The following is an 18035-nucleotide window of genomic DNA, read 5'->3' as shown; positions in this document are numbered from 1 at the left end:
AGCCCCGAAAGGGGCTTTTTTATTGCGCCGCGAAGGCTCGAAGTGCCTCGCGAGCCGTACTCGCCTCCATGACCATCCACGGGCTAAAGGCCCAGGGCGTTGCATCCAGCGCGCGGAATAATGCCTCCAGCTCGACCCACTGATAGTCCATCACTTCATCATCATTTATTGTTATTTCACTGATGATGCGAGCGGCAAATACCGGGCAAATCTCGTTTTCAACAATCCCGGAAGGGTCGGTTTTACGGTAGCGAAAGTCAGGCGCGACGGAGATGATACTGGCAATTTCAGCCCCCACTTCAAAACGGCAGCGACGGATAATCGCTTGCTCAATTTCTTCGCCAGACTGCGGATGGCCGCAGACCGAGTTCGTCCAGACGCCGGGCCAGGCTTTTTTGCTCAGTGCGCGTCGGGTAATCAGGCACTCACCGTTAGCGTTAAAGAGCCAGGAGGAGAAGGCCATGTGCAGTGGGGTATGCGAGGTGTGCGCGGCGTATTTTTCCTGAGTGCCAATCACCTTTCCCTGGTCATTTACCAAAATAACGTGTTCTTGAATACTCATTCGTGCTCCAGTACCAATCATGCCAGACGGTTCAGCACCATCCGCGGCATTATTATACTGCATTCTTATACGAACGGTTTGTCGCGCAGAGCGGAAAAGGGCTGACCCAAATCAGTCCGGGCTGCTATCATAGCGCGGCCATTCACGTTGACCGAGGAACTGTTTTGTTTGCAGGAAGCCCGACGAAAAACCCTGTTTCTGCTCTGTTTTGCCTGATCTTTGCCCTGTTGCTGGCGGGATGTGCGGGCAATCAGTCATCGGACTCTGGTCCTGTGTATACCGTTAAACGCGGCGATACGCTGTACCGTATCTCACGTGCCACCGGTACCAGCGTGAAGGATTTGGCGCGCCTGAATAATATTTCGCCGCCTTACACCATTGAAGTGGGGCAAAAGCTGAGAGTTAACGGCAGCAGCACCACGTCCAAAAAGTCCTCTGCAAAGAGCAGCGGTAAAACCGCCGCGGTCACTCCTTCTTACGCAGTGCCTAAATCCTCCTGGCCGCCTGTCGGGCAGCGCTGCTGGGTCTGGCCTGCCAGCGGAAAAGTCGTCGTGCCATATTCATTGTCCGAAGGCGGTAATAAAGGCATTGATATCGCTGCTGCGCGAGGCACCCCGGTCTATGCATCAGGGGCCGGGAAGGTGGTCTACGTCGGTAATCAGCTGCGCGGGTACGGTAACCTGATCATGATTAAGCATGGCGAGGATTACATCACCGCGTATGCCCATAACGACACCATGCTGGTGAATAACGGACAAAACGTGAAGGCCGGGCAGAAGATTGCGACGATGGGCAGCACTGGCACAGATTCGGTGAAGCTGCACTTCCAGATTCGTTATAAGGCGACCGCTATCGATCCGCAACGCTATTTACCGGCGCAGGGCGGCAAACCTAAGTGCTAAGTGGTTATTTTATCGCCGGTTAGCGCAAAGGAGTCTTGTCAGAAGAGGCGTAAGGTCTATAATGCTTTACGCACCTCAAAGCGGGCGTAGTTCAATGGTAGAACGAGAGCTTCCCAAGCTCTATACGAGGGTTCGATTCCCTTCGCCCGCTCCAAACACACTTCTTTTAACGTCTACTCAAGTCAATAAAACCCAGTAATAACAAGGCTTCCGCCAATATCTCCGTATTTTGACGTAAACTAACGTCTACTCAAATCTATACATTCATGTGTATAGTAATGCGTATAGCCCGCGCTCTACACTTTGGAACTATACACAATGCCCCTCACAGACCTTGAAATCCGGCGCTCTAAGCCGCGTGAGAAGTCCTATACACTCAACGATGGCAATGGGCTCTCTCTGCTCATCGAACCGAACGGATCGAGAGGGTGGCGTTTCCGTTACCGTTTCGACGGTAAGCCCAAGATGATTTCGCTGGGCACTTATCCCGATGTAACCCTGAATGATGCCAGGCTCAAACGTGATGATGCCCGTAAGCAGGTAGCTGGTGGCATTAACCCCAGCGATGTCCGCAAAGAAGATAAGCTGGCGAAGCAGGGCCGCAACGAAAGTACCTTCGAGGCGATCGCCCGCGAGTGGTACGCCAAGCGTATTGACCGCTGGTCTGAGTCCTACGGCGAAGAGATGATGAAAACCTTCGAGGCCGATGTTTTCCCGATAATCGGGCGACGACCGATCGCCGATATCAAACCGATGGAGCTCATGGCCGTTCTTTCTAAGCTGGATGAGAGGGGCGCGACCGAAAAGTTGAGAAAGGTGAGGCAGCGTTGTGGTGAGGTGTGGCGGTACGCGATTGTGACTGGCCGGGCTGATTATAACCCGGCTCCTGATCTGGCCAGCGCGTTTGCCCCTCATAAGAAGGAGCATTACGCTTTTCTCGCCAGTGACGAACTCCCCGAGTTCTTCCGCACGCTGAACACTTATAGCGGCAGTTCTGTTGTGAAGCTGGCGATGCGCCTGCAGGTTCTTACCGGGTTACGCCCGGGCGAACTGCGCCAGGGTGAGTGGGCCGAAATTGATTTTGATAAACGACTGTGGGAAGTGCCACCAGCACGCATGAAAAAGCGTCGCCCTCACTGTGTCCCATTATCCGACCAGGCGATCGCCATCCTGGAACAACTGCGCCTTATCACCGGCAATTACCGGTTTATTTTCCCCGGCAGGATCCAGCACAGCAAACCAATGAGTGAGATGGCAATGAACGTCCTGATCCGTCGCATTGGATATGCAGGTAGGGTGACCGGGCACGGCTTCCGCCACACAATGAGTACCATTCTTCACGAACAGGGCTACAACACAGCGTGGGTTGAAACGCAGCTGGCTCACGTCGATAAAAACTCTATCCGCGGCACGTACAACCACGCCCAGTATCTGGACGGCCGCCGTGAAATGCTTCAGTGGTATGCCGATTATATGGATAGCCTGGAGCACGGCGGAAATGTGGTTCACGGCTCGTTTGGTAAAGTCTCGTAACTGGACGAATAGACAGTATCAGTACACCGGAGTAGACTTCGGTGCACGTACAAAGAATAAGGCTATGTCTAGGCTGATCCCCGAAAACCCGTACACCTCTGCGGGCTGGCATGGCCGCCAATTTAGAGGGCGCGAGGCGGCGTATGTCATTCAATTTTCAAAAGCTGGACTCAGAATCAGCGGAGGCAGTTCATTTTGAAACTGTCCTCAATGCGTTATCCAAAGCCAACGGTCGTACATTCCGTGATACAGCCATTGTATTAAGCCGAGCCATGAACTCCTTTCGTGACGAACACCCATATCGTGGAATGGAGTTTAAGCTGTACAACTACAGCCCCTCTACAGGTTTTCACGTTGAAGAAATTTCTGCAAAAAGGCATTCATTTTTTTTAAATGAGATTGCTAAAGGTCATGATTATAACGAGGACCCAAATCCTAATAACGCCGGAACATACTATCTTATCGACGAGTATGGGCATGAATATACGTCGTGCTATTCATTTTATTTTAAGCTGTCAGAGCTACTTCGTTTTCTTATTCAAAACAAAGTAGCCATCCCCCCTGAATTTAATCATGCTATGCCTGATGCTGAAAAATCGCATGCTTTTTATCAAAAATTAATTGATAAAAGTATTGCAAGATTCATGGAGGAAATTGAAGGTTCCGATGAAGAAAGTAGTACGCCAAATGAATGTGCTGAGGCTAAATGGGATAATTTTGCTGGAAAAGATACGGCGCTAAAACTCATTGCCGGAATGGCCATCGCGCTTGAAAAAACTAAGGGTAAGTATGTTCGGGGTGGGAAATTGAACAAGTCAGAGATATCCAGGACAGTCAAGAAGCTGATAGATGAGTATGGGCATGGGGTGGATGTTACGGATAAGGCGCTGATAATGCTCATTGACGAGGCCCTACGTTCGTATGCGCCAAAAATCTCAGCCTAGGGACTTCCAAAACATGTTGGAAGACTTCCAGATGAAGATGGAGGGCTTCCAAAATGCCTTGTTAGAGCCTTTGTTACTTCCAAATTAATGATGTACGCACTTCCATCAATATTTACCGCACTTCCACAATTACAGACCTTTTTCTGCTGGAATATAACTCGTAAACCGCAATAGACGTTACGAGGTAAACATGTCTAAAAGTCTAATTCGCCTGCCCGAAGTTCAGCGCCGCACTGGTTACAGTAAGGCGTGGATATATCGCTTGATTAGCCAGAAACGCTTCCCTTCATCCATTAAAATTGGCTCTCGTGCAATCGCGTTCGTAGAGAGTGAAATTGATGAATGGGTCAATCAGCGTATCGCTGAGTCTCGTGGGGAGGTGGCGTGATGGAAATAAAAAACGCCCGTGCTACCGAGCGTCATAGTGAACAAAACAAACCTGTACCTGATGCGCAAATTAATATTGCTGGTGGTCATGATAGCCATTTGCTTTATTCAAAGCCAGTGCCAAAGAAGCATAAGGCTCGTTTGCTGATTCTGCGTTCTGGTGCTGACGGCATCACTGAAAATGAAATTCTGCGGCATTGTCGCCTTTCCTCTGGCCGGAACTACCTTACGGATCTGGAGCGTCGCCTTGATATGCAATTTGAGCGTATCGACGAAGCTAACCCTGATGGTATTGGCAGCCATTACCGTTACCGCTTCATTAAACGCGCCGATGTGCAGAAGGTGATCGCTCTCGTTAATGCCAGCGCAGTTATCAACGGTCACCAGCCGCTTAATCAGCTGGACGTTGAAGGCATTCTGAAACTATACCCGGACAACGCCGCCGAATAAGGAAAATCCTGATGAAAAATAATATGACCTTAGCCGGTCAGGGCCTCGCTCACCCTGGCTCTAGCCAGAGAATGAAAAAAAGGTGGATTGATTTTTAATAATCAATTTGGAGCCAGATTTCATGCGGGTATTAACAGAAAACTCCAGAGCCATAAAAGCCGAATCAGCTGCAAGCCCCAGTTTATGCGGGTATTAAACTGATATTGAAATATCAGGCAGTAACGTTGAGACATGGTATTTTTTATTGGCACGGAAGATACAGGCTCCTGTTTCACTTATTTCATATTAAAAAATTTGTGGAGTAAAAAATGACAAAGAAAAAATATGGCCTTCTGGGTCAGGGCCAAACTCAACCTAAAATCAGCCCGGATGATGTTTCAGTTATTCGGTTTGAGGGGGCCAAAGTGCGGATCGTCAAAATCGGCGGGGAGCCGTGGTTTGTTTCTAAAGACGTTTGTGAAGCGCTGGAAATAGTCGATCACAAAGTCGCATTACGGCGATTAGATGCTGATGAAAAGGGGGAGTGTTTAGCACCCACCCCGGGTGGATTGCAAATTATGCGTACCGTCTGCGAATCCGGTTTCTACAAACTGATCGCCCGTAGCCGCAAAGCCACCACGCCGGGCACGTTCGCCCACCGTTTCAGTAACTGGGTGTTCCGCCAGGTTATCCCTTCCATCCGCAAAACCGGCTCATATGGCGTGCCGTTCGCGTTCCTGAACGACTTCACGCGCCGCAAAGCGCAGTACACACGCAAGGCGAGCAAGCGCGGCCATGACCTGCAGGCGTGCCGGAAGGAGAAAGAGCATTTGAGCCAGGAGGAGGCGAAGCTCTGGCGTGACCACCAGCCGCAACTGCCGGAAGTTGAGGGCGAAGCCGATGAATAATGCCGTGAATCACAATATGCACCCTATGCACAAAAAGGGCTTGCCTGTGTCAATACGTCAAGTGTATGGTTATCCCGCACCAGCAAAATCTGGTGCCGGGCGTGGAAACCCGAATTTGTACAAGGCGACTGTAGACGCCGTGAGCGTCTTTTTTATTGTCGCAGCCCCAGCATATTTCTATATTGCCCAACTGGGTCGATATTCTTCTATGGTGGCGCTGATAGGGCAGCCGAAAGGCTGGCCGGTTCCCTTGTACGCCGGTATTTCCACCCCTGTCAGTGTCACCACCCTCGAGCGTGGAAACTCTGGTGGTGACTCCTTAAATAAGTACAAGGAGGCTGCCATCATGATGGCTACTACCCCTACCCAGAATCCGCAATTTATCTGGATTATCGCCGCTGTTCGCCGCGATTGCCCGACAATCAAACCTGTTCTTCACCACATCTCTGCTGTATCTGAACACGAAGCACGCCGCACCCTGGCGCGCGATCACGTCTGTTTCTTCGCCGGGCGCATCCGCCAAGAGGTGGCAGCGTGAACAGAACCGAACGACAGAACACAATCGAAACCACCACAGAGCTGTGCGCACTGCTGATCGCCACTGAAATGGTCAGCGATAAGGTGGATGAAACCGACCTCAAAACGCTGCTTTCCCTCAGCCGCCGGCTGGCCCATACCGTCTGGGATAACCTGAACGATGCGGGGTTCGGCGAATGAACGACATTTACGACCTCGTACGTCGCGCTGATGCTGCGACCGTTGCCAGCTTCCCGGCTGGTGGCCGCTGGCAGCTTTATACCAACAACGGTATAGCGTCCGCTCGCCCGCTTTCTGAAGAGGAAGTGCTGATCACCCCTGCAGGTATGGTCCAGTTCCTCAAACGCTGCGGCTATACGATCACCCCGCCGGAGGAAACCAAGTGAAGCCTACAGCCCACAATGCGCGCCTGACCATGCTGGTTAACGAGTTTGCTGCTGCGGTTCTTCTGCGTTTGCGCCAGGAGAATGGCGGTGAGTGGTTTCCCATGCCAGTGAACGGGCAGATCGTCCACGTGGCGGTAACTGACGGTGAAAGCGGGATTCTGTTGCTGGTGGATAGCTGGATGCTCTCTCCGATTGAACAGGAATACACCCACTGGGAGGCGGTGGCCACGGAACTGCTGACCGGCTGCCTGGCTAATGGTGTGCTGACCCAATGGGGCCATGAAATCTGGCTGGATATGCTGCGGGATATGAGCGACAGCCTGTCGAAAGGAGGCATTTTCCATGCGTAGTATCGACATGATCCGTCAGGTATCCGATGCCGCTGCCGGGCGCTGGCCTGATGTTCTTTCGCTGATGGGAATCGACGTTCCCGCCTCACCCCGTGCGCAGGTTGCATGCCCTGCCTGTGGTGGTAAAGACCGTTTCCGATTCGATGATGACGGGCGGGGTGCGCACTTCTGTAATAACTGCGGTGCCGGGGACGGGCTGGAGCTGGTGAAAAAAGTGAACAGCTGCGACGCCACCCGGGCCGCTCAGCTGGTGGCTGATGCGCTGGGGATGAACGTGCAGGACATACACAATTCCACCAGCCAGGGTGTTGCCCAGCAGCAAAAGGACCAGGCAGAACGCCGGGCGGCGCTGGCGCAGCAGCAAGCCCAGGAGCAGGCGGCGCGCGCGGCGCGCTTCTCTTCTAAGCTGGCGGCACTGACAGCGCAGGCACAACCTGCTGAACCCGCTTACCTGGCTGGCAAGGGGCTGCCCGGGTTTACCTATCCGATCCTGCCTGATGGGGCCCTGGTACTGACCCTGGTGAATGAATCCGGCGCAACAGCTGCCGCGCAGACCATTACGGCTAATGGTGAAAAACGCCTGCTTACCGGTTCAGCGAAAAAGGGTTCATATCACGTCATTAACCCCACCCATTCGCCGCAGACAGTGATTATTGGTGAAGGACTGGCAACTGTTCTGTCTGTTCACCTGATGCGCCCCGATGCGCTGGCGGTGGTGGCGATTGACGCCGGGAACCTGCTGCCCGTAGCGCAGGTGATGCGCCAGCAGCACCCGCAGGCACAGATCGTTATTGCCGCGGATAACGACTGGCACGCACCGGGCGAACTGGATGAGCAGGGGAAACCTATGGTGAACACCGGGCGCATCAGCGCAGAACGGGCCGCAGAGTCGGTTTCCGGGCTGGTAGCGCTGCCGCCAGGCGAAGAAAAAGCCGACTGGGATGATCTGCGCCAGCGTGATGGCCTCCAGTCCGCCAGCGCAACATTTAACGAATCGCTATACCGGCCGCAAGGAGAAAAAGTGACTGCGCCAGCAGAAGTAATTGATATTGGCTCTCATACCAGGCAGAAACCAATCGTGCAAAAGCCTTATGTGAGTCTTCGGCATGGCGGCCTGTACTGGGTTGAGCCCAAATACAACCGGGATACCGGAGAGACCGACGAGAAAGAAACGTGGCTATGCGATGAACTGGCAACGGTAGGGATCGGCCAGGACGGACGTGAAAGCTATCTGGTAATCCGGCTCCGGCCGGAGGGCAGCGCCGCAGTAATGTTTGAGGCAGTGCCACGCCGTGAGGTCGGACAGCCTGCAGGATGGGCCAGGTTGCGATCCCGCGGGGTAAATATCACGACTCGCAAATCCTTGCTCGATATTCTGGGTGATTACCTGCAGCGGCATGGCGAACGTACTCAATGGACTATCACGCAGACAGCCGGCTGGCACTGCGGTGCTTATGTCATGCCGGATGGGGAGATTGTCGGCCAGCCTGATATGCCGGTTGCGTTCAGTGGTGGAACATCGGCGGTGGCGGGCTATGTTGTGCGGGGCAGCGCGAAGCAGTGGCGTGAGAACGTAGCGGCACTGATGCGAGGCAATCAGTCGATGATGCTGGGCGCGCTGGTGGCATTAGCCGCCCCTCTCAACTCACTGGCGGGCGGATCCTGCTTCGGTATTCACCTGTTTGCGCAGTCATCGGCAGGTAAGACCACGACGGTCGAGGCAGCATCGAGCATCTATGGTGTGCCTGACATGCTGAAACTCTCCTGGTTTACTACCGCCTACGGGATGACGGTGGAAGCCGCATCGCGCAATGACGGTTTTTTGCCTATCGACGAGATCGGCCAGGGTGGTGATGCCCGGCAGGTATCCACCAGCGCATACACGCTTTTTAACGGTGTGGGCAAAGTACAAGGGGCCAAAGAAGGCGGTAACCGAGCCGTGCTGCGATGGACGGTGGCCGCACTTAGTACCGGCGAAGAGGATTTTGAAACCTTCATGCTGAAAAGCGGGATCAGCCCTAAAGCCGGGCAGCTGGTGCGGCTGGTCAGCGTACCGTTCGTGGATACGGTGGAATTCAACGGCATGGATGATGGCGATCAGCATTCCCGGGCCATTAAGCGCGAAGCGGCCCGCTACTGTGGTGCTGTCGGGCGCGAATGGATCTCACTCCTGGCAGCTGATAAAGAATCCGCCATCCGGATGGTGAATGCTCGCGAAGAAGAGTGGATAAACAGTCTGCCCGTAGGCGCGTCGGCGCAGGTTAAACGTGTGGCCACGCGATTTGCTCTGCTGGATGCTGCCGCCACATTGTCAGCACCATTAACCGGATGGTGCGCCAGTGCGTGTAGTGCCGCCGTTCGTCGGAGCTTTAATGACTGGCTGGAAAGCTATGGTCTGGGCAATCGTGAAAAGCACCAGGTGGTTACGCGTGCGCGTGACTTCATCCAGCGTTATGGCCTCTCACGATTCCAGCCTTACACCACCAGCAAGGTTAACGGGAATATGGATCAGACCCACGCACAGCGTATCCAGAACCTTGCCGGGTATCTGGTAGATGGTCGCCGGGAGGATGGGCGCAAGGAGTACCACATCATCCCTTCCGTGTTTGAGGTGGAGATCCTTTGCGGTATCCAGAAAAAACTGGGGGGCGAGGCGCTGGAAGATGCCGGAATGCTCGTTCGTAAAGAGAAGGGGCGGCTGGATAGTCGAACCATCAGCATTAACGGTACGCAGCAAAGGTTTGTTGTGCTGGTAGATGTCGAAGAGGATTAATCCAGCCAGTAGCAAATCCCTTACACGCGCGTAAATGGCTGGGATAAGTGTGATAGCGGGGTAACTTAATAGTTATTGCTTATATAACAGTAAGTTAATGCTTATAAGTTTATCCCAAAGTTATCCCAGGTTATCCCGCATAACAGCCTGAAACGTGCCGGTTTATCTCTTTATCGTGAGGATTTCATCCATGACAGCACAAATTTCAGCATACGGGCGGCTGGTGGCGGATGTGCAGAGCCGCACCACTGGCAATGGCAACCCGATGGCGTTCACCCGTATGGCGGTGACGCTGCCGTGCCAGAAAGCAGAGAACGGAGAGGCCACATTCTGGCTGGCGGTAACCGCGTTCGGCAGACAGGCCGAGGCGCTGGCGAAGCACCAGAAGGGCGATATGGTCAGCGTGGCGGGCAATATGCAGGTTAACCAGTGGACCGGAAAGGACGGCGGCACGCAGAACGGGTACCAGGTGATCGCCGACAGCGTGATCAGCGCCAGAACGGCACGCCCGGGCGGGAAGAAAGGCCAGCAGGGGCAGGCAACCGACGCGCTGCGCCGCGCGCAGGAACCGCGACCACCTGCGCATGGCTACGACGATTATGACCAGAGCCAGCCCTACGACGATCAGATCCCCTTCTGAGGATGCCGAAAATGGAAGAACAGAAACGCCCGGTATTGAGCCTGAAACGCGCCACAACAGGCGCAGCGGCAAAACCATCCCGTAACACGGACTCAGCAGAGAAAGCGGCTCATGCAGGAGCTGGCGCAGCAGCAGGCACAAAGCGCAGCAGGTACAACCGCAAAAAGCTGGAGCTGCTGATCACTCACTGGCCTGCAGCATTCAGCCTGGACGCGCCGCGGCCGCTGGTGGTGGGCGCTGCCAAGCTGATAGCCGCAGACATGCGCGCCAGGGGCATTACCGGCGGGGGCAGGGTGCGGGCCGCCATCGCCATGTACACCCGGCGCACGTCCTACCTGAAAGCCCTGGCCGCCGGAGGGGCGCGCTATAACCTTGCCGGGGATCCCGCCGGGGAAGTAACGGCGGAACAGCAGCAACGGGCACTTGATACCCTGGCAGCCACGAAAAAAAAGGGGGTATCAGGATGCGCCTGACTACAGAGCAAAAGGCGGAGATCATCCGCCTTAAACGCCGGGGCCTGGGTTATGGCCGCATTGCCGGTGAGCTGGGCATCAAAACCACCACCGTGCGCGCCGTCTGCAAACGCAGCGGCCTGTTTGATGACAATCCAGCTCACGCGGCGCTGTTCACCATCCCGGCCCCAGTTCACAGTAGCGAGCTGGCGACGGTGAAGCCACTGCCGCCGCAGAAAGTGGTAACTGGGCATCAGCAAACCGACGCTTATCTCTGGGTTCTGGAGGTGATCCAGCTGAACGAACCGGCGCACCTGGCCGCCGCCGAGGAAGCCCTGCAGAAGCTGACCATCAATCCGAAAGACGCAGAGAATCGGTACCGTGACTGGCTGGTGCTCAATGGCACAGACCTGCTAAACGTGGCGTTCGGCACGCTGTTTATGGATAACCCGCAGTATTTCCTCAACCGGGCCAGAAGCATCATCGACAGCGCCCGCCAGGTAAGGGCGCATTACGGCAGCTATGATGCCGCGATGGAGCCGGTGGCCGCAGAGCTGCTGATTGACCAGTCGGCGCTGCTGGTGGGGGATGACTTCGGCATGACAGAAGAGGAGGCGTCCAGTGGCTCCATATCCAGCGCAGATCGCTATTTTGAGGTTGAGCATGCCCGCACCGAAGCGCACAGCGGTTTTTGCGACGTTCTCCCCGATCCGCACACCCTTTCTGACGTGGTGCGCGAGTTCGAATACTGGAACTGGCTGTATGAGATGCGCCACACCGCCAGCAAGGAGCTGGGCTGGGAGGAAGGAGCGGATCAACGGCAGGAGGTCAGCGACCGGGAGGATTGGCTGGATAAAAAGCTGATAACTATCCGGCCCCGTCACCAGCGCGAGGCGGTGGGCGTACTGAAATGGTTACTGGCCAGCGAACGGCACGAGGGCAGGGAAGAGATCGACGACATTCTGCTTAACCTGGTGGGCGGCGCCGCGGATCCGGATGGCTGACGGGAAATAAAAATTGCATAGGGGGTGCAAAACACCCCTGATATGATGCGTGTATTCTTTCACAGCAGGGCAAATAAAATGAAAAAGCTGGGTTTTTTCGCGCTGGTGATCGGCGTTCTCTGGGTAGTGGTGGCGTTAAACATGGATGTCAGCGTCGATACCGGCTATGGCAGGGTGAATAATATCGGCCTGATGGCTTCACGGCAAAACCACATCATTATTGGCGGGCTGATCGTGCTGGTGGGCGTTCTCATGCTGATTTTTGGCAAGGGGGCCTCTTCTACAGCCGGGCTGGTTAAGTGCCCGTTCTGCGCGGAATTGATCCAGAGCGAAGCTATCAAGTGTAAGCACTGCGGGAGTGATATCCAGCCAAATGCGAAAAGCCAAGAACACGACCCATCCCTATGGTCAGCTGATCACTACTTCAAGCTGAATAACGGTGATGTGGTGCTTGAGGGTGGGGCTATTGATACGCTTTCTATTTCCCTGATTGGCTTACACCCAGGCCAACCCCCCAAAGATGTTTACGAAAAATATAAAGCCCAGATACGAACACTTTCGAACGAGTTACCCCCGCAGATTAGAGACTCATTTAGGCAGACCGTTAAGTCTAAGTTTTAAAGATTCCCACTCACACAAGCCACCAGCAGGTGGCTTTTTTTTGTGCTTATTATGCCTATTAATGCAATGAATTGTGGTTGTGTTGCGTTTTATGAAATATTATTGACCCTGATAAATATACAGTGAGGTCAGTTATGGCGTACAACCCGAACTTCAAACCCATCCTGCTTACCAAGGAGCAGATGGAGGTAATCAAGCGCATACAGGACGGTGAGCGCATTAAATCCCCTCTCAACGTGGCCCCGACTCTTAACGCTATTGCGCGCGGGCTGATGGAAAAAATTCTTAAACAGGAAGGTTACGTATGAAATTAAATATTCAGGTGGATCAGCGCCACCTCTGGCAGGGCCATGGCATCAATAAAAACGAAGCATTCCGCAGCGAACTGGTGGCGGCCATTAATCACCGTTTCGGCGGCGAGTTACCGGATGCCCTGGGTAAGAAACTGGAAAACCTTAACGTGTCAGTGGGGGATCGCAGCTTTATCCAGGTGGAAAGCAGCACAGCCAATGTCGATGTTGTAAATCAGGCGGTGAACGACCTGATCAAAACAACGCTGGGGCAGCAGTCATGGAGACGGTGAAAAAAACCGTCTACGTCACTAAGCCGGGCGGCGAACCCGCCCCGCTTAAGCTGACCTTTAAAATCCCCTCCCTTGCCGAACTCCAGGCCGCCCCGAATCAACCCACCCCAACCACCGCCGAAGCGCTGCTTTTCATGATTGCAGACTGGGAGGCCGATATGCCGTTTAACGCAGATACGGCCCGGCTGTTTGCGGATAACTACCCCGGCGCACTCAATGATGTGCTGCAGGCGTGGGGGCAGGCAGTCAGCCAGGCGCACAGCCAAAGAATCGGAGCGGCAGCACCAACCCTCTGGTCAGGCGTTTGTGACCGATATCATTAACAGGAGGTCTGATGACAGACCAAATAGCTTCAATCACTCTCAGGGCCGATGTATCCGATCTGAAAACGGCCAACAATGAACTGGATAAACTCGGCCAGGCGGCGGCCGGTGCCGTGGCTGGCGCCGATGCGCTGGCAGATGCGACAAAGCGAGTTAAGCCCTCTGCGAAAGAGGGGGCTGAAGCTCTTCGGGCCCAGCACCAGGAAATCAAAGGCCTCCTGGAGAGCATCGACCCGACCGTTGCCGCGCTTGGCAGGCTGGAAGATAAGCAGGATCACCTCAAGGCCGTATTCAGCAAAGGCTGGCTGGATAGCGAGGAGTATGAGCATTATCAAAAACTCCTTGATCAAACCCGCCTGAAATTAACCGATACCGGCGAGGCGGCAGCGCGCGCCCAGATAGAACTGGCCGCCACCCAGGCCGCAGAGAAACAGTCCGCCGCGCTGAAGAACCTGCTGGGCTCCATCGACCCGACCATCCGCGCGTTCAACACGCTGGATGAGCAGTACGCGCAACTGGTGGCGCACTTCGAAGCCGGGCGCATCAATGGCGCGCAGTTCGAGCACTTCAATCAGCAGTTGGAGGACACACGCCGGAAACTGAACGGGATCGCCGATGCCATGCCGCAGGCGCTATCCCGGCAGGAGCTGGCGGCCCAGCGGGCCGGTATCTCAATCGGTCAATATAACGCGGCTCTACGCACGCTACCGGCGCAGTTCACCGATATAGCCACGCAGCTGGCTGGTGGGCAGTCACCTTTCCTGATCCTGCTCCAGCAGGGTGGGCAGATAAAAGACCAGTTCGGTAGCGTGAAAGGAGCGGTGTCAGGTGTCGGGAGTTATCTCCGCACGCTGGCGGGCGCGCTTACACCAGCAACACTCGGGATCGGTGCGCTGGCTGTTGGCGCCGGCGCGCTGGCGACCGCTTGGTATCAGGGGGCACAGGAGGCAACGGAGTTCAACAAGCAACTGATATTGACCGGGCACTATTCAGCTGAATCTGCCGGACAGCTCGCGGATATGGCGCTCAAGATTGGCGGAGCCAGCGGGAAGGTATCTGCAGCGGCCCGCGCACTCGCACAGGTTGCGGGCGCCGGTACGTTCAAACCTGAGCAGCTCGAATCTGTCACCCGTGCGGCTATGGCCATGGAGCAGGCCACCGGTCAGTCCGTGGACGCCACGGTGAAGAACTTCCAGAAGCTTTACGCCAGCCCGACCAAAGCCTCAGAAGAGCTGAACTCCACCATGCACTACCTGACGGCCAGCCAGTACGAATACATTTCATCGCTGGAGCGCCGGGGAGACAAAGAGGGCGCAGCGGAGGCCGCTGCCAAAGCTTACAGTCAGGCTGAGCAGCAAAGGGCTCAGGCAACGCTGGAAAATATGGGGCTTATTGACCGCATTCTGCGGGGGGCTGCTGATGCTTGGGGCAAGTATTGGGATGCGGCTATGGGTATTGGCCGAACAACCAGCGATTCCGATCGTCTTGAGCAGGTCAGGCAGCAAATCAAAACATTAAGCGATACCTCCCGGCCAGGCGTCTTTGGGCTGGGAAGTATTGGTGATGGCGGGGCTAATGCACGCCAAATCGCAGAGTTAAAGCAACAGCAAAGTGCTCTTGAATTTGTTATTAAATCTCAACAAGGCTATGCCGCTGCGCAGGCAAGAGCCACCAGCGCCAATGAAGCAGCGATTGCTGGCCAGCAGGAGCTGAATAAATACCTCGATGCCGGTACCACCACCACAGAGAAACGCTCGCAAGCGGTGACGCGCCTCAACAAACTCATTGCCGAAAATGCCAAGGCCGCCAAAGAAACACAATTCCTGCCTAAAGACCAGCGTGTAACCCTCTGGTCAGATGCCGATATCGCCCGGGCGCGCAAAGGCATCGACGAGATGTACAAGGAGGCCAAAACCAAAACTCCGGCAATCACCATGCCTGCCGGCGATCGCACTTTGCTGAACTATAAAGCGCAGTCCTTAACCCTCAGCGAAACGCTCGAAACGCTGAAGCAGTCCGGCGAAGTACAGGTGCGCAATACCGAATACAGCAAGGTTCACGCCCACTTCATCGAACTGGCTACCTACGCCCAGGACAACCTGCTCAGTGCTCAGGAAAAATCCAAGCTTGCCAACCAGACGGCCATTGAGCTGGCGGCCAAAGCCGTGGACAAAAAGAACGAAGAGCTGGAAGCCCAGAAGAAGATAAACAGCCTGGCTAAGACCATGCAGGATGAGCAGCTGAAGTATCAGGCGCAGATCCGAAACATCACCGATACCGCGGGTATGTCATCGCTCCAGCGGCAGAAGTTTGCCGACCTCCAGCAGGCGCGCGTTGAATTTGAGAAAGGGGGCGGCAACCTCAGCGATACAAACGCGAGATCCACACAGGAATACCTCAAAACGCTCGACCTGATTGACGCTAAATACGACAAGCTGAAGGAAAGCCAGGGCGACTGGATGTCCGGCGCCAACAGCTCAATGAAGGACTGGATGGATCAGGCTGCTGATTCGTCAAAGGCGGCGGGTGAAGTTATCAACGTCACTATGGGTGGAGCGATAGACAGCCTGGTTGATACGCTGAACGGCTCAGCCAGTTCGTGGAAAAGCTGGGGCATGTCGGTTATCAAAATAATCGAGAAGGTCACCATGCAGCTGGCAGTTGCCGCAGCATTGAAAGCTGCGTTTGACGGCATGTCAGGCTCCTCTACTGGCTGGATAGCGTCTATCGGCAAGTCGATGGGTGGAACGGTCGCCAATGCCAAAGGTGGGGTGTACGAATCGCCGGGCCTCAGTAAGTACGTGAACGGGATCTACGACTCACCTCAGTACTTCGCGTTCCAGGGGGCGTCGAAGTTTGCAAAAGGTGGCGTGTTTGCGGAGGCCGGGCCAGAGGCGATCATGCCGCTTACTCGCGATTCTGCCGGGCGACTGGGTGTCCGCGCCCAGGGTGGTGGTGGTGGCGCACCTGTAGTGAGTGTGACGATGGGTGATATCAATATCTACGGCAATGGTCAGCAATCCGGGCAGCAGACCAGGGGAGGGGCTTCCAGTGCTGCGACCAGCCAGTTGATGAAAGCCATAATCGATACTGTTGCTGCGACAGTTAATAAGCCCGGGCCTCTCAGAGATGCGGTTCAGGATGCCAGTAGAAGGGCACGGTAAGAGACATCAGCTAATCTCATCGCAACATTAAAACGCCTCACCAGCAAATGCTGGTGGGGTCATTTCCGGAGTTTTTGAATGGACGAACGCGCCCGAAAATTATTACGAAAGAAAGCCCTTACTGACCAGCGCGCAACCGAGCACAATACATGGGAGGCCAGCGGCTTTGGTTACGCTGTCAGGCCGCCGCTGCGCCAGTTTCCTGACGATTTAAAGGGTATGAAGTGCGAAGCCATGACGAGAGCCGGCACACCCTGCAAACGCACGGATATTCATGCCAATGGGCGCTGTAAGTTTCACGGCGGCATGAGCACCGGGGCCAGAACGGAAGAAGGGAAGGCGCGGCAGCGTGAAGGATATCGCCGCTGGCTGGAGGAAAAGTGCCGAGCGGCCGCAAATACGCAATGAGTGTGTGCTTCAGCCATCATGGCCTAAAAGTCGTCTCAATGGGATGGGGGATAGAATTTTATAATGGTTATATCCTCCAACATTTTTGGATCTACGGTTAGCTCATGCTCACCCAAATAACGACTGTGGGCATTAGGCCCGGAGATAATGGCCTTTATAGGCGCGTGTGCCTGTAAAAGCATGCCTCGAGATTTACAAGCGTTCAATCCGCGACCAAACATCTCAGCAACCTTGCGATCCTCCGACCAGCAAAAACCAACGCTTCCAGAATTGAACCGTTCTTCATTTTCGCCGCGGTAAATAGTCACCGCTTCACCTTCATACTCAGGCAGCAAGGTCACCAGTAGCTTCGTCAAAATTTCGTCGTTATTTACTTTTTCACGGATAAAATGACCACTCTCTATCCATTTTAAATGGAAGGCCTCTTTCAGAGCTGGTGTAGCCGAGCTATCTTTCTGAATCGTATTAAGAAACTCCACCCATCTAGAGCGTTTATGTATCGCCTCAAGAAGCAGTCTTTCTTCGGATGGCTTTGAACGGGCGCGATAATGGTTCTCAAAATCATCAATGTTCATTGATAGCTCTATGTTTGATGGAGTGATAATTGACATGAAGGTACTTATTTTCACACAAAGAGTGCTGGCTTTCCCGCTCTTTACTGAGAGGGAATGGGCTACGGTACCGGTGTGCAGTAAGGTACACAGCTAACGCCAGATACGAAACCCGCACCGGTACGCAGACTGGTACGCAGCAAAAACGCACTATTTAGTTGCGTACTACCTGTCGTTTCCTCACGCATGAAATGCGCAGCGCGATGCCGACGCTCGCGCGCAGATCGCCCCGACAATACCCGTCAGATAAGGGCTGGTGGCCCAATATCACGCCAGAGAGATCCCCCCTCAATCTGCGCACAGAGCTGCGCAAAATTGCGCACTGCGCAGTAATCCGCAAACTGCGCAATTCTGCCTTACCCCATGAAAGGTTGATAAAAGCTGACATTGCGACCGCACAAAGGGCCATCTGGAGGCTTCAGATAACTTCAGGCGCGCAGCTATCCGCTAGGGAAAACTAGGGGACCGCGTGTCACCCTGTTAGTCATTGTTAGTACGCAGAGCCTGTTATGGTTGCG

Annotated in this window: 22 protein-coding genes and 1 tRNA gene; 21 read left to right on the top strand and 2 right to left on the bottom strand. The window is 54.5% G+C overall.

The features are described from left to right. Positions 1 to 19 precede the first annotated feature (19 nt). The gene (gene idi, locus V7Q49_RS17355) at positions 20 to 562 is read right to left on the bottom strand and encodes an isopentenyl-diphosphate Delta-isomerase (RefSeq protein ID WP_333853856.1); all 543 of its coding nucleotides are present in this window, start codon (positions 560 to 562) and stop codon (positions 20 to 22) included. A 164-nt stretch (positions 563 to 726) separates the two neighbouring features. Between idi and actS the strand changes: the two genes are divergently transcribed. The 21 genes from actS to V7Q49_RS17250 all read left to right on the top strand — a co-directional run bounded on the left by actS (position 727) and on the right by V7Q49_RS17250 (position 16906). Beyond that, positions 727 to 1464, top strand: coding sequence for an amidase activator ActS (gene actS, locus V7Q49_RS17350; protein WP_333853854.1), 738 nt, complete (start codon positions 727 to 729; stop codon positions 1462 to 1464). An 80-nt stretch (positions 1465 to 1544) separates the two neighbouring features. Further along, a tRNA-Gly gene (locus V7Q49_RS17345) sits at positions 1545 to 1618 on the top strand. Positions 1619 to 1782: 164 nt separating this feature from the next. Further along, complete coding sequence (locus tag V7Q49_RS17340; protein WP_333853852.1) at positions 1783 to 2997, top strand: tyrosine-type recombinase/integrase; 1215 nt, start codon at positions 1783 to 1785, stop codon at positions 2995 to 2997. Between the two features lie 143 nt (positions 2998 to 3140). Continuing rightward, positions 3141 to 3941 carry a hypothetical protein gene (locus V7Q49_RS17335; RefSeq protein WP_333853850.1) on the top strand — a complete coding sequence of 267 codons (801 nt, stop codon included), beginning with the start codon at positions 3141 to 3143 and terminating at the stop codon, positions 3939 to 3941. A gap of 190 nt (positions 3942 to 4131) precedes the next feature. Further along, complete coding sequence (locus V7Q49_RS17330; RefSeq protein ID WP_181819685.1) at positions 4132 to 4329, top strand: helix-turn-helix transcriptional regulator; 198 nt, start codon at positions 4132 to 4134, stop codon at positions 4327 to 4329. Next, a complete protein-coding gene (locus V7Q49_RS17325) occupies positions 4329 to 4778 on the top strand; it encodes a hypothetical protein (RefSeq protein ID WP_442913077.1) in 450 nt (149 codons plus the stop codon). The genes V7Q49_RS17330 and V7Q49_RS17325 overlap by 1 nt, the downstream gene beginning before the upstream one ends. Before the next feature lie 308 nt (positions 4779 to 5086). Next, complete coding sequence (locus V7Q49_RS17320) at positions 5087 to 5665, top strand: BRO-N domain-containing protein (protein ID WP_333853846.1); 579 nt, start codon at positions 5087 to 5089, stop codon at positions 5663 to 5665. Continuing rightward, positions 5658 to 6203, top strand: coding sequence for a host cell division inhibitor Icd-like protein (locus tag V7Q49_RS17315; protein WP_333853844.1), 546 nt, complete (start codon positions 5658 to 5660; stop codon positions 6201 to 6203). Before V7Q49_RS17320 ends, V7Q49_RS17315 begins: the two co-directional genes overlap by 8 nt. Continuing rightward, the gene (locus V7Q49_RS17310; protein WP_181819681.1) at positions 6200 to 6382 is read left to right on the top strand and encodes a hypothetical protein; all 183 of its coding nucleotides are present in this window, start codon (positions 6200 to 6202) and stop codon (positions 6380 to 6382) included. The genes V7Q49_RS17315 and V7Q49_RS17310 overlap by 4 nt, the downstream gene beginning before the upstream one ends. Further along, positions 6379 to 6588: a hypothetical protein gene (locus V7Q49_RS17305; protein WP_181819680.1), complete on the top strand. Its 210-nt coding sequence runs from the start codon at positions 6379 to 6381 to the stop codon at positions 6586 to 6588. The genes V7Q49_RS17310 and V7Q49_RS17305 overlap by 4 nt, the downstream gene beginning before the upstream one ends. Beyond that, entirely contained in the window at positions 6585 to 6938 is a 354-nt protein-coding gene (locus V7Q49_RS17300; protein WP_333853843.1) for a hypothetical protein, read from the top strand. The genes V7Q49_RS17305 and V7Q49_RS17300 overlap by 4 nt, the downstream gene beginning before the upstream one ends. Then, positions 6931 to 9711: a DUF927 domain-containing protein gene (locus V7Q49_RS17295; RefSeq protein ID WP_333853842.1), complete on the top strand. Its 2781-nt coding sequence runs from the start codon at positions 6931 to 6933 to the stop codon at positions 9709 to 9711. The genes V7Q49_RS17300 and V7Q49_RS17295 overlap by 8 nt, the downstream gene beginning before the upstream one ends. 190 nt (positions 9712 to 9901) lie before the next feature. Next, the gene (locus V7Q49_RS17290; RefSeq protein ID WP_333853840.1) at positions 9902 to 10351 is read left to right on the top strand and encodes a single-stranded DNA-binding protein; all 450 of its coding nucleotides are present in this window, start codon (positions 9902 to 9904) and stop codon (positions 10349 to 10351) included. Positions 10352 to 10362: 11 nt separating this feature from the next. Continuing rightward, positions 10363 to 10824, top strand: a complete 462-nt coding sequence (locus V7Q49_RS17285) for a ProQ/FinO family protein (RefSeq protein ID WP_333853838.1) — start codon at positions 10363 to 10365, stop codon at positions 10822 to 10824. Next, positions 10815 to 11807 (top strand): helix-turn-helix domain-containing protein, encoded by a 993-nt coding sequence (locus tag V7Q49_RS17280; protein ID WP_333853836.1) that lies wholly within the window; start codon positions 10815 to 10817, stop codon positions 11805 to 11807. Before V7Q49_RS17285 ends, V7Q49_RS17280 begins: the two co-directional genes overlap by 10 nt. A 252-nt stretch (positions 11808 to 12059) precedes the next feature. Continuing rightward, the gene (locus tag V7Q49_RS17275; protein ID WP_333853971.1) at positions 12060 to 12428 is read left to right on the top strand and encodes a zinc ribbon domain-containing protein; all 369 of its coding nucleotides are present in this window, start codon (positions 12060 to 12062) and stop codon (positions 12426 to 12428) included. A 134-nt stretch (positions 12429 to 12562) separates the two neighbouring features. Then, the gene (locus V7Q49_RS17270) at positions 12563 to 12736 is read left to right on the top strand and encodes a hypothetical protein (RefSeq protein WP_181593649.1); all 174 of its coding nucleotides are present in this window, start codon (positions 12563 to 12565) and stop codon (positions 12734 to 12736) included. Next, positions 12733 to 13011 carry a hypothetical protein gene (locus V7Q49_RS17265; protein WP_181593648.1) on the top strand — a complete coding sequence of 93 codons (279 nt, stop codon included), beginning with the start codon at positions 12733 to 12735 and terminating at the stop codon, positions 13009 to 13011. The genes V7Q49_RS17270 and V7Q49_RS17265 overlap by 4 nt, the downstream gene beginning before the upstream one ends. Then, positions 12999 to 13334, top strand: coding sequence for a phage tail assembly chaperone (locus V7Q49_RS17260; protein WP_181593647.1), 336 nt, complete (start codon positions 12999 to 13001; stop codon positions 13332 to 13334). The genes V7Q49_RS17265 and V7Q49_RS17260 overlap by 13 nt, the downstream gene beginning before the upstream one ends. 11 nt (positions 13335 to 13345) lie before the next feature. Then, positions 13346 to 16498 (top strand): phage tail tape measure protein, encoded by a 3153-nt coding sequence (locus tag V7Q49_RS17255; RefSeq protein WP_333853831.1) that lies wholly within the window; start codon positions 13346 to 13348, stop codon positions 16496 to 16498. 78 nt (positions 16499 to 16576) lie between these two features. After that, positions 16577 to 16906, top strand: a complete 330-nt coding sequence (locus tag V7Q49_RS17250; RefSeq protein ID WP_333853829.1) for an HGGxSTG domain-containing protein — start codon at positions 16577 to 16579, stop codon at positions 16904 to 16906. A gap of 35 nt (positions 16907 to 16941) precedes the next feature. Here the strand turns inward: V7Q49_RS17250 and V7Q49_RS17245 are convergent, their stop codons facing one another. After that, positions 16942 to 17481, bottom strand: coding sequence for a hypothetical protein (locus V7Q49_RS17245; RefSeq protein ID WP_333853827.1), 540 nt, complete (start codon positions 17479 to 17481; stop codon positions 16942 to 16944). Positions 17482 to 18035: the final 554 nt, after the last annotated feature.

The organism is Leclercia sp. (genome assembly GCF_036780805.1).
Lineage (GTDB): Bacteria > Pseudomonadota > Gammaproteobacteria > Enterobacterales > Enterobacteriaceae > Enterobacter.
This window is presented reverse-complemented; position numbering and strand designations above follow the sequence as displayed.